The following is a 16,581-nucleotide window of genomic DNA, read 5'->3' on the forward strand; positions in this document are numbered from 1 at the left end:
TATAGAAAAACGACCTGGCTACACCTGATAAATCATTCAAGAGAGAGCATTCAACTAAAAATTTTATTGTTTATTGAGGAGCTTGAAAAATTCAACACAGAATTGGTGAAGTTTTTGCAAAAATAAATTCACATGTTAGCCCGGTATAACATACCCGAATCATTAAAACGCCACCTGGGCAGCCTGGAGAACTTTATAAAAAATAAAAAGGAGCCGTGGGAAAAAGCCGATCGCTCCTTACGCATAGAATCGGCTGAGAAAAAGGCATTCACAAAACCTGCTGGTCAATATTGCACTTTAATTTCCAATACTTTTCTGGAAGAAAAGTAATAGCTGTCTGCAAAAGAACATGACAGATTTTGAAAAGTATGAAAGAGTGAATCAGAAAATCTGAATACATGATCTCATCTTTTTGGGCTGGATTTCTTTACTATTCTTTTCACTTTTTTCTCCAGTTCAACCACAAAGAATACTAAAGAGGATATACCAAAAGCAGCCAGCATCTCGACCAGTGTCAGCGGTTCGGTATGAAAAAATTTATTTAAAGAAGGAATATAAATCACCGCCAGCTGAAGCAGCACCGTACCAAAAACCGCCAGCAGCAAAGGTTTATTGGTAAACAGTCCCAATTTGAACAGGGATCTTATCTCGCTGCGGATGGCCATCACGTGCCAGAGCTGGCAGAAACAAAGCACGGTAAAGACAAGTGTTTGCCAGTGTGTATCTCCAAACGAAATGGCGAACCATTGCGTAGCGATCGTCAGCATCCCGATAAAAATACCAACCCATAAAATATGTATGCCGAGACCTTTTGCAAAAATGCTTTCATTGGGACTGCGGGGCGGTTGTTCCATAATGCTTCTTTCAGCAGGTTCGGTTGCCAGTGCCAAAGCTGGCAGGCCATCCGTCACTAAATTGATCCATAAGATGTGCACCGGCAATAAAGGAATCGGCAGGCCAATAATAGGAGCGAGAAAAAGCGTCCATATCTCTGCCGTATTACCCGTCAGGATATACTTAATAAACTTCCGGATATTATCATAAACCCGGCGACCGGTTTTTACCGCTTTTACAATCGTGGCAAAATTGTCATCCAGCAATATCATGTGTGCGGCCTCTTTCGTAACATCGGTGCCCGTTATGCCCATTGCCACACCGATATTGGCCTTCTTTAGAGAGGGGGCGTCATTTACACCATCACCAGTCATCGAAACAAACTGCTGCTTGTTTTGTAAAGCTTCAACGATTCTCAGCTTTTGCTCGGGTGATACTCTTGCATACACCCTTATCCTCTCTACATCCGTTTCTAAATTTTCAGCCTTATTCTTTGCCAGTTCCACACCTGTTACTACTTTTTGATCTTCATTATCAATGATGCCTAACTGCCGGGCAATAGATTCAGCCGTCAGGGGATGGTCACCTGTGATCATCACCGGCACAATGCCGGCGGCTTTACATTCATGTATTGCTTGTTTGGCCTCTTCCCGTGGCGGATCTATAAGGCCGGCAAGACCAATAAAATGCATTTCTTTTTCAATGGTCTCGGGTTTTACCTCGCTGGGTATTTCATGTATTTCTTTGCCTGCAAAGCCAATTACCCGCATACCGTTTTTAGCCATCTTTTCTTCCTGTTCTTTTATTTGTCCCTTGATCCCTTCATCATGATTTATTTCGGTGATCAATTCAGCTGCTCCTTTTGTTATCACCCAAAATTTTTCACCCCGTTCATGAATGGTGGTCATCGCTTTCCTGTCTGAGTCAAAAGGAATTTCTTTTACCCGCTTATGATCTGCCTGCTTTTTGGCATACTCCACCATTGCTATTTCAGTGGGATCGCCGGTAAGTTTTCCATCTTTTTCTTTCACATCATGATTCAGGCTCATGGCCTGCAACAATTCTTCCCGTTTGCTTTCATCCTGTACCCAAATTTCCTGAACGATCATTTCGTTTTTTGTCAGTGTCCCCGTTTTATCGGTACAGATATACGTGACGGACCCCAATGTTTCTACGGCATATAATTTCCGGATCAGGACGTTCTGCTTCATCAACCGCCGGGCTCCCAATGCAAGCGATATAGTCACTACAGCGGGCAATGCTTCAGGAATAGCCGCCACCGCCAGCGAGATGGCTGTTAGTAACATTTGGCTCAGGTCACCGCCCTGCCAATAACCTACGGCAAAAAAAACAACACAAAGACCAATGATAATAACCGTTAATCGTCTGCTGAACTGCGTCAGTCTTTTCTGAAGAGGTGTGACGCTCTCCGCTTTGTCCAGCATGCCGGCGATATTACCCAACTCGGTTTTCATCCCTGTTGCCACTACCACCGCTTTGCCATGGCCACTCGTAATTTGTGTTCCCTTAAAAACCATATTGGTCCTGTCGCCAAGCGGCGGATCTTCATCTTTCAGTGCATCGGTTCTTTTATCAACGGGATTTGATTCGCCGGTAAGGCTTGCTTCACTCGCTTTCAACGATTCGATCTCTATTAGCCGCATATCAGCGGGAACCGTGTTGCCGGCTTCCAGCAATACAATATCGCCGGGAACAATATCTGCCGCCGGTAATTCAACTACGTTGCCGTTTCGCAACACATGCGAGATGGGCGCCGCCATCTTTTGTAATGCTTCAATCGCTTTCTCGGCCCGGTACTCCTGGATAAAACCAATGATGGCATTGAGCACAATGATGATGATAATGACAATAGTATCTGACCCCTCACCAATAAATGCAGACACAATGGCGGCAGCAATCAATACCAGGATCATGAAATCCAAAAACTGGCGGACGAAAATCACCAGTGGGCTAACTTTCTTTTTTCCCTTTAATTCATTTTTTCCATGCTCTTCAATTTTCTTTTGCACTGTTTCATCATCCAGCCCGTTGATATTGCTGCCCATCAGTTTCAGTGCCTCTTCTGCGGAAATTGAATAAAAATTCATGGCCATTTTATCAATGTTTTAATCAGGGCGAATAATTTTAGCCTTTCAAAATGTGCAAACTGACACGGAAGCGGTATATCTTTTTTTAAAGAATTCTCACCTACAAGATCGCAAATTCCGCTCACCTGACCATGAAAAGAAGAGTGTGAAAACTTTGAAAACAACGGCAATTTTATGTTGAATTAATAGGTGTAAATAAGCGCATATCCCGTGCTATATTCCGAATAAATAAGCCTTCAATACCCGGTACTCCTGGTATTGAAGGCCTGCTCTCATTACCCGATTCAGCGTGAATAAACTTATCTTATCAGAGGGGTTCTTCCGTCGTTGTAACACTCTTTGTATGTCCATCGGCATCTTTGATCACCGTTGTTGTTTTACGCAAACCACCCCTGGTTGTAGTGGTCGTTCTTCTGCGACCCATCATTGCAATAAGAATTATTAACACAACACCTGCTACGACCCATATCCAGTTTTTTTCCAGCCACGAGGCCACTTCTTCTTTTTTAATATCAATTTTATCCTGCGCCTTTGCCATTAAACTTGTAAGTACCAGCATTAAAGCAGTACCGGACTTAATGCTTTGTTGTTTCACAAATTGTCGCATAAAAATTGGTTTTATTTAACTATAGCAACAATACTTCAATAAACAAGCCAAGAGGGGCAGGGGCGTCATCAGTTGGGGGGAATGCTATTTCGCAGCCAGTTATCCTGTTTAAAAAGAAAGATTGTGGAGTTATGTACCCAATATTGAAGAATTTATGCCTCTGTCAAATGGCAAACATCTGCTAACAAAAATGCCGGAACTACTCCGGCATTTTTGTTTTTTATCCTTTCAGTTGCTCCACCAACTTCACGTATTCTTTCATCGCATCGTCTTTTGTTTTTCCCCTTAAACTACTCCAGGCTTCATGCTTGGCTTTATTTACAAAATCAAATGGATTGGAAGGGGGCTCTGTGTTTACATCGCCTTCTGTTCCTTGCTTGTAAAGTGAATATAACTTTAGCAACGTGTCATTATCGGGTTTTGATGGCAGCTCCTTGCTTTCTTTTACTGCCTTCTCAAATTGCTCTTTCAATTCCATATAATAAGCGTTTAAATTGTTTATTTGGTGATTTCCTCAATCACATGGCCCACACAACCATTTGGCATCTGGATACGCAGCATGGCAGCTACCGTTGCAGCAATATCCGTCATATAAGTTTCCCGGTTTGTTTTACCAGGTTTTATTTTCCAGCCAAACCATACAAGCGGAATATGAGAATCATACGGGTTCCACGATCCGTGGGTAGTGCCTTTGTCATATCCATCAAACCAGCCTGGATTGAATACAAACTGGATATCCCCGCTTAGCTTTTGATTATAGCCATTCGCCACCATGTCTTTTATTTTGGCGGGTATCGGTGTCTCCGGTACTTCTTCCAAATCAAATGCGCTCATGATAGCCGGGTGATTTTTCAATTCATTAACCGCCCAGGTTTTAAATTCATCAATATCCACTTTCTTTTCATTCAGCAATGCGTAATTAAGATATAACTGGTAATTGATAACCTGTTCGACTGCGCTCCTGATGTCGTATTTCTTTTCTGCTTTTTCATTCAGCCATTGTCTTACCGCTGCATCGTCAAATGTGCCACCAGGCAATTTATTTTCCTTTAAAAATGCCGGTGTATGTGCCACCGCATGATCGGCGGTCAGGAAGACAAGGTATTGACCACTGCCTAATTTAGTATCCAGGTATTTAAAAAAAGCAGAAAGATCCTTATCCAATCTCAGGTAAGTATCTTCAACTTCAATTGAGTTTGGTCCGAATGCATGACCGATATAATCAGTGGATGAACAACTGATGGCAAGAAAATCGGTGATTCCTCTCTGGCCTAATTTTTCACCTTCTACCGTTGCTCTCGCCATATCAAAAGTATAGGTGTTACCTCCGGGTGTTTGGCGGAATGACTCGTATTTATTAACCGAAATAGCAGCAGTCATGTGTGGAAAAGTATTGTCTTCACCGCCGATAGTGGATTCGTACACTTTATCATCAGATGTACTTTGTTTATAAGTGTTGATCGGGTAAAGTGTGTTCCAATTTTGCTGCAGGTATTGATCCGGCAATTTTTTGCTATTGATGTTTTTAACCCACTCGGGTAATTCATTCATATAATAAGTGCTGCTGATCCATCCGCCGGTAGCATTGTCAAACCAGTAAGCCGCATTAGCCGAATGACCCGCAGGTAAAATAGAACCGCGATCTTTCAGCGAAATACCAATTGTTTTGCTTTGAAAATTTGTTGCCAGCCTCAACTCATCGGTAATAGTGGTGGTGAGCATATTTCTCGGTGACATTTTACCGGCAATAGAATTACTACCCACAGACGAAACGGTTGAGTCATCCGTGCAATACCAATTTCGTTTGAGATCCCGCCGATACCAATAATTGCCAATAATGCCATTGATCGCAGGAACAGAACCGGTATACACGCAGCTGTGTCCGGCTGCAGTATAAGTTGGTGTATAAGGAATAAAAGTATTCTCACAACTAAAGCCCTGGTTCAGCATTCGTTTAAAGCCGCCGGGTGAATAGCGATCATAATAACGATAGAGATAATCCCATCTCATTTGATCGATCACAATTCCAACTACTAATTTAGGTCGTTGAACAGACTGAGCCTGAACAAAACTGCCAGCAAACATTATGCATCCAATCAGCAGTGTTGTTGATAGTTTCATAAGCCAAAAAAATTTTAGCAAATGTAAGGGTATAATACTGTTTGCCTGGCAGCATTAATCATTGGATAACATTCTATCCATCGCAGGAAGAAAGCAGGAAGATGACCTGCAGAGGAGATATCAATCGATTGTTTGACTGCAAAAACCTACAACCATTTTTTAAAGGCAAGAGCAGCCGCAATTGACAATCCGCCAACAACCCACCACAGTGTCGTAAAACCTGCATGCTCGGCCAATTGAGCGCCACCCATAGGCCCAAGAGTTTGCGCAGCGGACCAGGCCATCGTATAAAGCGCCGCATATTGCCCCCGGTTGTTACGCTGGGTCCGGCTTATCCAATAGCTGTTCATAAATGGCATAGACAGTATTTCGCCAAACGTTACCAGGGTGATCATACAAAGCCCTATGAATGCACCATGAAATGGGATGTTTAATAACCAAAACGAAAGACCTGTTAACAGAACGCCACTGGTGATATACACCATACTTTTCCGTTTGCCTTCCAGCTTATATACCAGTATCATTTCTATCAATGCAATAATGACCCCATTAATTGCCATGAGCAAACCGATATAAGGCTCGGAAAGATGAAGATGCCTTTTAAAGTAAACAGGGATATTGGTGAATATCTGGAAAAAGCAACTGGCGAATAATGTCGTTACCAAAATAAAAATGATAAATGTTTTATCACGGAAAGCTGAAAGAGCAGGAGTCTGTGCTGTCTCTTGCGAAGTTTCAGCAACAGCACGGTTTACCGGTTTGAGAAAAAGTATCATGACGATCGCCGCAAGAATATTGGTAATGCCGTCTACCCAAAACAACAATTCATAATTGATCTTTGCAAGAATGCCACCAATAGCGCTTCCAACCGCCCAGCCGATATTGATCGCCAGCCTGTTTAATGCATAGGATCGGGTTCGGTTTTCTTCTTTACTATAAAAAGCGATAGCTGTTGAATTTGCCGGACGAAAAGCCTCACCCACAAAACTTACCAGGAAAGTGAAAAGGCAGATCAGCGGATAGGTTTTCATCTGTCCTAATAAAATAAAAAGAATACCACCGCCGATGAGTGTAATCAGCTGAACAGGATAGTAGCCAATTTTATCAGTCAGCTTACCACCGATATACGCCCCGCAAAAAGCACCCAGTCCGAACAAGCCAAACACCATACCTGCCTGCCCCACCGAATAGCCCATCTTAGGACTGGTGAGATACAATGTCATAAACGGAACCACCATTGTGCCACTCCGGTTGATCAGCATGATCAATGATAACAACCAGGTAGAATGCGATAATCCTGAATATGCATTTTTATATGTCAGCGCTGTTGCTTTAAGCATAAATCGCCGCAAAGGTATCGGCAATAAAAGCAAAACCTATCGCCATTTATAAAGAATTAATACCCGACAAACCAAATCAGGCTATGTAAATGGTTATGCAAAAGAAGGAGGCTTGCATAATTTAAATATCGCTGCTATATTTGCAAATCCATTCTTATAATACCCCTTTGATTCCCTTTCCCCTTGTTAAACCTGCGTAGTGATTCAATCAAAATTGATTTGTTCCTGATTTCATTTCATTCCCGAAAAGTTTATCATCAAATAATTTATAACATGAAAAAAATGTCATCCACCTGGCAATGGTATTTGCTTATGCCAGTTATGCTTTTTCTTTTTTCAAAGGCCGGCTATTGCCAGCATAAAGCAACCGTGGCGAAAAATACTTTTTATACGGAATGGACTTCTCAAGGTCCGGTGTATTCAATCAACTATGATAGAATTATCAGGCAGGGAGAGAAAGTGGACTATAGTGTAAGAGCAGGTTTTTCACTTCAAAAAGATGCGTTGTCATTCCCGGTTAGTCTCAGTGTAATGACAGGGCGAAATGAGCACCATCCGGAATTTAGTTTGGCTGTTACTCCTTATATAGACCGCAGCAAGTATAAAGACCAAACAGATTCATACATTTATGTAAACCCTGGTATTGGCTACAGGTATCAAAAATTAAATGGAGGAGTATTTATCCGGGTTGCGGCTGGCCCATCTATTTTTCTTGATCCTCCTTCTGATGATTTTTGGAGAATGGATCCTAAGTTACATGCATTTGCCAGCGCCGGAATAGGATTTAGCTTTTGACAACTATTTTTCCAGTTGCACTGAAAGATATTCTTCTTCCATTTCAATGAAAGCGTCATTCAGCAAGGATGTTATGGGACCTGCCTGGCCATTACCTATAACAGTGTCATCAATTGTTGTGATGGGGAGCAGTCTTTTGGTGGTGCTTGTCATAAATACTTCGTCAGCGTTATACACTTCATGTAATTCAACAGGCCTTAGTTCGACAGCACATTTCTGCCGAGCCAGGTCAATCAGCTTTTTGCGGGTTATACCGGGTAGTACATTATCAGCCGGGGTAATGAGGGTATCGTCTTTAACGATAAATATATTGGAGCGTGGAAATTCGGAGACGATGCCTTGTTTATGGTACAGCACATCAGCAGCTCCCTGTTCCTTTACTTTTTGCTGCAGCCATACACCCACCAGGTAATTGACAGATTTTATTTCTGGGAGATCCCGCAGGTATTCATGGGTAATAACTTTGATGCCATTGTTGAACTTAGTGGTGTCTGTTAATTGAATTTTATGTTGTGTGATTATAAAATTTGGCGTTGACAATTCATAGCCATCAGCGGAATATCCACCTGTGATTAAAAGGCGGACACCGGCATCGGGCCAATAATTTTTGTTTATCAATTCATGAATAATGGATTTTAATTCTTCTTTTGAATGCGGTGAGGGCAAATGCATTCCATCCATTGAATTAAAAAAGCGGTGCAGGTAATCATCCAAAAATAACGGGATATAATTTCTGGTTCTAAAAAAATCAAAGGCGCCATAACCCCGTTGAATCGAAAGATCATTTAACCGGAGGCTTGCCTTGTCCTCATCTACAAATTGTCCGTTGATAAAAACGATCATTGCGGAATGCTTTTATATTTTTTTAATAAAGGAATTATTTGATCAAGCGGAAGGGCTTCGACGCTGCGACCATTTTTGCCTTTCATTGTCTCCGCCTTAAACAATGAATTTAATATTGCTTCCTCCGTTGCTTCAATCGCCGCCATAAAAAGAGGAGAGGTCTCATCATTGCGCAAAACATTTTCAGACTGCAATAACTCCCTGCTTTCATGTAACACTCTTACAGACAGATGCGTGGAAAATGCAATGACATAATCACCGCTGCCATTGCTGGCAATGCCGCCTGTTTTAGCAAGACCCATGAAAGCTCTCTTGGCCAGGCGTTCAAGATTCCGGGAATCCAGCGGAGCATCAGTTGCTACCACTATCATGCAGCTCCCATCAGCCGGATCATTCAAGCGATCTCTGAGGTAAAACTTTTTTAGTTCTTCACCTACCGGCACACCGTCAATTTGTAAGACGCCGCCAAAATTGGTTTGAACCAAAACACCCACTGTATAGCCGCCGAGACTTTTGGGAATTACTCTAGATGATGTGCCGATTCCGCCTTTGAAACCAAAACAAACTGTACCGGTTCCTGCACCGACATTGCCTTCTGCTACGGCGCCTGTTTGCGCATTTTGAATGGCTTGTATTACATCATCATTTTTTATATGACGCCCACGGATATCATTTAAATAGCCATCATTGGTTTCTCCCACAACAGCATTCACCGATTGTACATTTTCGTTGCCAGCCTGGGACAAGGTATACCTGATAACGCCTTCGATGCCAGTTGAAACATTCAATGTATTGGTCAAAATGATTGGTGATTCAATATTTCCCAGTTCCCGTACCTGCGTAACACCGGCCAGTTTACCGAAACCATTGCCCACAAAAATAGCAGCCGGTACTTTCTGCTGAAACAAATTCCCTTCATGTGGTAAGATGGCGGTGACTCCCGTACGGACTGAATCGGCTTTGATCAATGTTGTATGACCAACCTTTACGCCGGCAACATCTGTTATAGCATTTAATTTCCCTTTGGCTAACACACCGATCTTTATATTATAATCTGAAAGGCGGCCACGGCTTTGTGAAAATGTTTTTTGCGCAAAAAATATTGACAGGATGAATAAAAGCGCTGAGATAAAAATTAATCGCCACATTTAATTTCCATTTATTTCCATTCAAACTTATACAAACCTGCTGGTAGGATACGGACAAATTTTTCGTCCCGGGTATGTATCCTCTTTCCGTTTTCGTACAGTAGTTGGCTTTTTATCTTCGGTAACTTAATTGTTGCAGTAGAATTAGGCGGCACTACAACCGTATAAACGATGCTGCTATTTTCCTTTTTCCAGGATGAAACAATTTTTCCATAAGGTCCATCATGCGAAGCTTCAAACTGATCAAGCCCTTCGACAAAATGCGGCTCCAGCAAAATATTTTTAAAACCCGGCTGTTGCGGATCTGGCTTTATACCCCCCGGTCCTTTATATAGCCATGCGCCAATTTCGCCAAACATAATATGGTTCCTTGATATATCCGATTTGGCATCGATAGGCCAGTTTTCATATAAGGTAGTAGCTCCATTTTTCATCCACCATCCCCACGAAGGAAATGTTTCCTGCGATGCTACTTTGTATGCAAGATCAGCATAACCGTTTTCACTCAATGCATTCAGAATGGCTTTTGTACCCAGCAGACCGACGTCAATATGATTGCCATCTTCCTGAACACGTTTGGCAAGATTGGCAGCAACTTTTGTTCGTAGTTCTTCCGGGACAATATTCCAAAACAACGGAACACTTTGTTCTGTTTGAATACCCGTACCGTAGATACCGCTATTTGTATCCAGGTATTTTTTATTGATCGCATTTTTGATCGTCGTGGCCAATGCTGAATATTTTTTATAATCTTCCGGCTTACCCAACAATTTAGCGGCATTCGCCAATATGCTTGCATCTGCAAAATAATATGCAGAGGAAGTCAATTCAACCGGTGCTTTTGATTTTACAGGCACCCAGTCACCCAATCCCCATGTGGTAAGCCCTGATGGATACAAGTCATTAATATGATCAACGTATCGCTTGATATTGTCATAGCAATCGGCCAGTATTTTTTGATCGCCATAAAACAAATAGAGATTCCACGGAATGATGGCGATAGTGCTGGTCCAATCAGGCCCGTTGCCCCATTCATATCCCCAACCATCGGTGGGAATAATGGAAGGCAGTACACCATTGGGTTGCTGTTCATCACGGTGATCGGCCATCCATTTTTCATATATGGTGATCGCATCAAAATTGTAAAGCCCTGTTTCTACTGCAATATGTGCATCACCTGTCCAACCATTTTTCTCCCGCTGCGGGCAATCTGTTGGATAACCAAACAGGTTTGACAAATAGGAGCTGTTGGTTGCCCGCCAAATTTGATTGATGATTTCATTGGTTGAACTGACCAGGCCAATAGCCGGCACATCGCTGTGCATAAAATAACCGGTAAGATCATCTTTCAAAAGATCGATGGGCTTATTGCTGGTTACTTCTACATACTGAAAACCTTTATAATTAAACCGGGGCATGAATCGTTGTTCACCCTTTCCATTTAAAATAAAAATATCTGTCTGAAATGGATCGCTGTTGTCCGTTGGCCGGTAATGAACATCAATATTGGACTGATCAACATGACCATTGGGATATATTCGCTCGCCATGTTTCAAACGGATCATCGTTCCTGCATCACCGTTTATTTTCAATTCACTGACGCCGGCAATATTTCTTCCCAAATCAAATACCCAGGTGGTATCATTGATCTTGTTAAACCTGCTTGTCATGATCTTTTCTACATTACGAATAGGATGCAACACCTGTGCAACAATATTTGATGAAGGAGCGGTTCTGAAAATAATATTTTTCCAGGCTGAATCATTGAATGCAATTGTATTCCAACCCGGCTGTTCTAATCGTGAGTCATAGTGTTCGGCAGTGTAAATGCTGTTAAAGATGACCGGGCCCAATGATGTTTTCCAACTCTTGTCGGTGCTGATCGTTTCCGCTGATCCATCTTCGTACACTATCCGCAGGTCCAGGCAAAAAGTTGGTCTTGCCCGCCAAGGCGCTTCATGAAAAAACCAAACGGCAGTAGATTGATGATTATACCATCCATTACCCAACAATACACCCAAAACATTTTGACCATTTTGTAAATAACCCGTCACATCATGCGTTACGTATAAATTACGCCGGTCAAAACGTGTATACATCGGATCGAGGCGATGATCGCCGATTATTTTCCCGTTAATTGATAGCTCATACAATCCGGCTACAGCAATATATACCCGGGCTGATTTTATTTTTTTATTACCTGAAAATGATTTTCTGAAATACGGCGCTTGTTTGATGCTAATATCCCTTGTGTCGCTGATCCAGGCGCCTTTCCAGTTTTTCTTATCCATCATCCCTGTTTCAAAGCTGTTTACAGTGGAAAGCCTGCCTGGCTTACCATCTTTATCCCAAACTTTTACCGCCCAAAAATAACGGGTGAAAGGAGAGAGGGCCTTGCCTTTATAGATTATTAATTGATCGGATGAGCTAATGCGGGCCGTTTGCCAGCTATTGCCAACACCCTTAGTGATTGCTAAGGAGTCAGTTCCGGCAAAAATCTGCCAGGCTGTTTGCCTGGCATTTATTCCTTCATCTTTCAGCTTCCAGCTCAGGCGTGGATTCGCTGCATCAATGCCTATTGGATTGACAAGATAATCGCATTGCAATGCAACAGGCAAACAGGAAGATTGAGAAAAAGAGATGAGACAGGAAAAAATAAAAAGCAGAATTAAAACCGTTTTTTTATAACGGGTCAGGTAGTAAGCAAGCCTCATCAATATTGATTTTTTATCTGGATATAAAACTAAGCAACAGACAAGATATCCGATATAAAACAAACAAGCCCCGCTGAATGGCGAGGCTTGCTGATTTTTTATGCATTCCGGTTGATACAATTGAGATCTTCAAAAGCAACCTCCAAACGCTTGATGAAGGTTTCTTCTCCTTTACGAAGCCATACACGGGGATCGTAATATTTTTTATTGGGAGAATCCGCACCGGAAGGGTTACCCAACTGTCCTTGCAAATAGGCTTCATTCTTTTTGTAATTGTCCAGCACACCTTCCCAGAAAGCCCATTGAAGATCGGTATCAAGATTCATTTTGATGGCACCATAACCGATCGCTTCACGGATTTGGTGTTGAGGCGAACCGCTACCACCATGAAACACGAAATAAACAGGCTTAGCACCGGTTTTCAAATTCTTTTCAATATAAACCTGGCTGTTGTTTAATATTTCAGGACGCAATTCCACGTTGCCCGGTTTATATACTCCATGCACATTACCAAAAGCAGCAGCAACGGTAAACAAATTACCTACTTTGCTTAACTCTGTGTAAGAGTACGCCACATGCTCTGGTTGTGTATACAATTTATCATTTTCCACGTCGCTGTTGTCAACACCGTCTTCTTCACCACCGGTAACACCTAATTCAATCTCGATGCTCATTCCGAGTGGTTTCATTCTTTTGTAGAACTCTACCGAGGTTTGAATATTTTCTTCCAATGGCTCTTCGCTAAGATCCAACATGTGTGAGCTAAAAAGGGGCTGGCCTTTTTCTTTGTAAAATTGTTCACCGGCATCGAGCAAACCACTGATCCAGGGTAGCCATTTTTTTGCTGCATGGTCAGTGTGCAATATAACGGGCACACCATAATATTTTGCAACATTGTGAATATGCAGGGCACCGGAAATACCACCGGAAATGTTAGCCTGCAGTTTATCGTTTGGCATTCCCTTACCGGCCATAAATTGCGCACCCCCATTGGAAAATTGAATGATAACAGGTGAGTTGACTTTTGCAGCAGCTTCTAATGTGGCATTAATCGTGTTGGTGCCAGTGGTGTTTACAGCAGGTAAAGCAAATTGGTTGTCTTTCGCATCTTTGTAAAGGGCTTCCAGTTCTTCACCGAAAAGGACCCCGGCTTTGTACTTTTTCATTGCAACAGTTTCTTCTTTAAGTAAAATAATTGGTTTTAAAAGAGGCAGCAACCGTAAAAAGAGCCGCTAATATAGTTTATTTATCATTAGTGTAGGGAGTCTGCAGATGATCAGCGTATTATAAAAGCAAACAATCGTAAGGGTTTAATTAATGTAAAATCACATTCCCTTTAAGAGACAGGGGTTAATCACTGTCTTTCCCAACATTTCGCTGAACCAACAACAAGTTTTTTTGCAGCGTTTGTTTTAAGTGCCTTTTTACAACTTGTCCCATCGATTGACACTTATTGAAGGTTGTAGTATGCAGGTGAGCATTCAGTTCTTGTTTCAATTGTTCAACTTTTTCAGGCACAGATATTTTATCCAATGACATGATATCCAACAGTTCTTTGATACGATAGCGGGAGGAAGCCAACCTGAAAGTGATCATGGTTCTTTCTTCTGCCTGGTACTGTGCGATGGATTCTTTATTCAAATGTTTCAGGCAAAGATCGACATACGGATAATTCTCTTTAAAAAACTGTGGCAGGTACAAGTTCTTTCTTCCTTCATAGGACTGCTGATCGAAATCAATGGCACGAATGCGATATTGATAATCCTCTATATCAGGTGTGATGTCGATCACAAAATTATAGCTCCGCATGTCACCCAGTAACCGAACAAAACATCGCTCATTGAACTTCACAAATTCCTTAGCTAATCTTATGAGGTTGATATTGGGATCGTTCTTCAACTGCTGAATGAATACATCACCCGGTATTCCCGGAATATGCTCTTCCACCAAAGTATTCTCGCAGGTAAAAAAAGTAATGCGGTTAGGAGAGAGTATATGTTCTAATTCCAAACCGTAAATGCGGGATGCATCTGCTATCTTGATATAATAATGATCGTAATTGTCATTGTATTTATTGACAATGCGGATGCGAAACGGATGTGAGTTACCAAATGTGCAATAATCAATTCGTGCTACGTCCAGGTGGCTGGTGAAAGTAAAATCCCCTTCCGTTTTCAGAATCGCATAAATTTTTACCAGCCCGTCACGGATAAAATCCCAATCTCTTTTATCATAAATGGTTTTTTCCCAAAGCGTATCACGGCCATTTTTGTCTTTGATAGGAACGGAAAACGTATAATGCAAAAGATCTTTATACAACACAGGAAGCTTTACTTCCCGGCCATGGTGTTTTAGATAGGAGCGAAGCGCCGCATTGACCGGGAACATGGGCTTTTTCCGGGAAGGCTTATCCACTTTCGTTTTTTCCAGGTCATTATCATGGTCTGCAAAACTCATGAGGGGAAGTTACGAATCCTTCGGCAAACCCAGGGAGACTCACAAGCGCAGACCAATTGCTAACTGAAAATTGTCACCTGCAAACTATTCAACTCTCAATCATTAAGCGCTGCAATTCTAAAAAATATCGCGGTGCATATTGTAGCCGGCTACCATACCAGCTAAACATTTCACCATCCACCAACAAGATCTTTGTACCAGGTAGGTGAGGTTGCAATTGATCGATATGTTTTTGTTTGAATGGAAATGGTTCAGATGAAAGCAGAAGAAATTCCAGGTTTTCCTTTTGCAGGTCATCAATCCTTACTTCAGGATAACGGATTTTATTAGCAAATATGTTTTCATAACCTGCTATGTCCAACATGGAGTTGATGAATGTATCACCGCCAATTGTCATATACGGATCATTCCAGATCAGGTAAGCGGTTCGGGGTTTTGTATTTTTTTTCGGCAGTTGGGCAAAGTTTGATTTGATCAGTGTGATCAGTGATTGGGCTTTGTCATTGGTATTAGTCATCAGCCCCACCTGTTCGATCATTTGGTAAGCATCCTCCAGGTCATTCACATCACTTACCCAAACGGGATAAGAATTCGCAAGCTCTTCCACCTGTTCTTTTACATTTTCTTCTTTGTTGGCGATGATCAGCTCAGGCTCTAATTGATGTATAGCTGAAAGATTGATTTTTTTTGTTCCGCCCACACGGGTTTTGGAATAAAACCATTCGGCCGGGTGAACGCAAAATTTGGTGATGCCGACCACTTCTTCGTCGAGGCCGAGGTCAAATAATAATTCTGTTTGTGAGGGAACTAAGGAAACGATACGTCTTGGGGTAGAAGTAAGGGAGACGGTTCTTCCTGTTTGATCTGTAAAAGAAAACATTAGCTGTTTTGCTGCAATTTATACCAATTAGATTTGAGAAAGAGTCATTCATCAATCTCTTTCTCAAATCAGCATTGGCGTCGCCCGTCCTTGAGTGAATAACTTTATAATTATAATGAGGTTGGTATAAGCAAAGAGCTTGGTAGAGAGGGTCTTTATCACCGCGCCTCCTGCTAAAAACGTTGTTTGTAGCAGGAGGGGTTCCGGATTGTCAATTTCTTTTCATGGATTTGGACACGGTGACTTGCGTTCGTTCTTCAGGGACTGGATTTGGTTTTCCTGGTCTTGGATTTGGATGGTCTTCGTAAGGATCGTTGAATCGGTTTTCTCCAGGATTTTGGTTCGCTTTTCTAAGGATGTTGGATCTTATATATTCTTTGAACTAAATCGTAAAAGTAAAAGTAGAAGTTGATTGATACTGGATTTCGAATCGTTTGGTTTTCTAAGGATTGGGTTTTAAAATTAAATCGATACTTGGACGGTTGGTTTTTATCTGGATGATATTGGACTAATGATTGAATCAATTCAATCAACTTCTGAAACAAAAATAATTGTGATTCCTTTAGCATCATAGCGCAAAACTGCCCTACTTTATGATGTCAGTATTTCCTGTAACAATGGTAAATGGACCAGTTTTTAGTTGCGGAAAAAGCAACAGAAAGAATGGTATTTATACGAAAAAAGCTGGTGCAAACATTACCAGCCTTGTTTTAAATCAACTGTAGCGGTATTGT

At 41.7% G+C, this 16,581-nt stretch carries 14 protein-coding genes; 3 read left to right on the forward strand and 11 right to left on the reverse strand.

The window, feature by feature from the left end:
- Window positions 1-132: 132 nt before the first annotated feature.
- On the forward strand, window positions 133-330 hold the full coding sequence (locus tag P2W73_RS10620) for a hypothetical protein (protein ID WP_276502011.1): 198 nt from the start codon (window positions 133-135) through the stop codon (window positions 328-330).
- 74 nt (window positions 331-404) lie between these two features.
- Here P2W73_RS10620 and P2W73_RS10625 read toward each other — a convergent pair whose 3' ends face one another.
- The 5 genes from P2W73_RS10625 to P2W73_RS10645 all read right to left on the reverse strand — a co-directional run bounded on the left by P2W73_RS10625 (window position 405) and on the right by P2W73_RS10645 (window position 7,010).
- Window positions 405-2,942 carry a cation-translocating P-type ATPase gene (locus P2W73_RS10625; RefSeq protein WP_276502012.1) on the reverse strand — a complete coding sequence of 846 codons (2,538 nt, stop codon included), beginning with the start codon at window positions 2,940-2,942 and terminating at the stop codon, window positions 405-407.
- 307 nt (window positions 2,943-3,249) lie between these two features.
- Window positions 3,250-3,549 (reverse strand): hypothetical protein, encoded by a 300-nt coding sequence (locus tag P2W73_RS10630; protein ID WP_276502013.1) that lies wholly within the window; start codon window positions 3,547-3,549, stop codon window positions 3,250-3,252.
- A gap of 220 nt (window positions 3,550-3,769) precedes the next feature.
- Window positions 3,770-4,027 carry an acyl-CoA-binding protein gene (locus tag P2W73_RS10635; protein ID WP_276502014.1) on the reverse strand — a complete coding sequence of 86 codons (258 nt, stop codon included), beginning with the start codon at window positions 4,025-4,027 and terminating at the stop codon, window positions 3,770-3,772.
- A gap of 20 nt (window positions 4,028-4,047) precedes the next feature.
- A complete protein-coding gene (gene pafA / locus P2W73_RS10640; RefSeq protein ID WP_276502015.1) occupies window positions 4,048-5,670 on the reverse strand; it encodes an alkaline phosphatase PafA in 1,623 nt (540 codons plus the stop codon).
- 146 nt (window positions 5,671-5,816) lie between these two features.
- Window positions 5,817-7,010 carry an MFS transporter gene (locus P2W73_RS10645; protein ID WP_276502016.1) on the reverse strand — a complete coding sequence of 398 codons (1,194 nt, stop codon included), beginning with the start codon at window positions 7,008-7,010 and terminating at the stop codon, window positions 5,817-5,819.
- 273 nt (window positions 7,011-7,283) lie between these two features.
- On the opposite strand from P2W73_RS10645, the gene P2W73_RS10650 reads away from it, so the two are divergent.
- Complete coding sequence (locus tag P2W73_RS10650; RefSeq protein ID WP_276502017.1) at window positions 7,284-7,805, forward strand: hypothetical protein; 522 nt, start codon at window positions 7,284-7,286, stop codon at window positions 7,803-7,805.
- Between the two features lie 3 nt (window positions 7,806-7,808).
- On the opposite strand, the gene P2W73_RS10655 is transcribed toward P2W73_RS10650, so the two are convergent.
- The 6 genes from P2W73_RS10655 to P2W73_RS10680 form a co-directional block, all read right to left on the reverse strand.
- Window positions 7,809-8,648, reverse strand: coding sequence for an aminotransferase class IV (locus P2W73_RS10655; RefSeq protein ID WP_276502018.1), 840 nt, complete (start codon window positions 8,646-8,648; stop codon window positions 7,809-7,811).
- Window positions 8,645-9,796, reverse strand: a complete 1,152-nt coding sequence (locus tag P2W73_RS10660; protein WP_276502019.1) for a DmpA family aminopeptidase — start codon at window positions 9,794-9,796, stop codon at window positions 8,645-8,647. The genes P2W73_RS10655 and P2W73_RS10660 overlap by 4 nt, the downstream gene beginning before the upstream one ends.
- Before the next feature lie 11 nt (window positions 9,797-9,807).
- On the reverse strand, window positions 9,808-12,510 hold the full coding sequence (locus tag P2W73_RS10665) for a glycoside hydrolase family 78 protein (protein WP_276502020.1): 2,703 nt from the start codon (window positions 12,508-12,510) through the stop codon (window positions 9,808-9,810).
- Between the two features lie 98 nt (window positions 12,511-12,608).
- A complete protein-coding gene (fbaA, locus tag P2W73_RS10670; RefSeq protein WP_276502021.1) occupies window positions 12,609-13,676 on the reverse strand; it encodes a class II fructose-bisphosphate aldolase in 1,068 nt (355 codons plus the stop codon).
- Between the two features lie 184 nt (window positions 13,677-13,860).
- Entirely contained in the window at window positions 13,861-14,967 is a 1,107-nt protein-coding gene (locus P2W73_RS10675; RefSeq protein WP_276502022.1) for a hypothetical protein, read from the reverse strand.
- A gap of 88 nt (window positions 14,968-15,055) precedes the next feature.
- Complete coding sequence (locus P2W73_RS10680) at window positions 15,056-15,847, reverse strand: helical backbone metal receptor (RefSeq protein ID WP_276502023.1); 792 nt, start codon at window positions 15,845-15,847, stop codon at window positions 15,056-15,058.
- 593 nt (window positions 15,848-16,440) lie between these two features.
- On the opposite strand from P2W73_RS10680, the gene P2W73_RS10685 reads away from it, so the two are divergent.
- Window positions 16,441-16,572, forward strand: a complete 132-nt coding sequence (locus tag P2W73_RS10685; protein WP_276502024.1) for a hypothetical protein — start codon at window positions 16,441-16,443, stop codon at window positions 16,570-16,572.
- Window positions 16,573-16,581: the final 9 nt, after the last annotated feature.

The organism is Terrimonas pollutisoli, from assembly GCF_029360765.1.
GTDB lineage: Bacteria > Bacteroidota > Bacteroidia > Chitinophagales > Chitinophagaceae > Terrimonas_B > Terrimonas_B pollutisoli.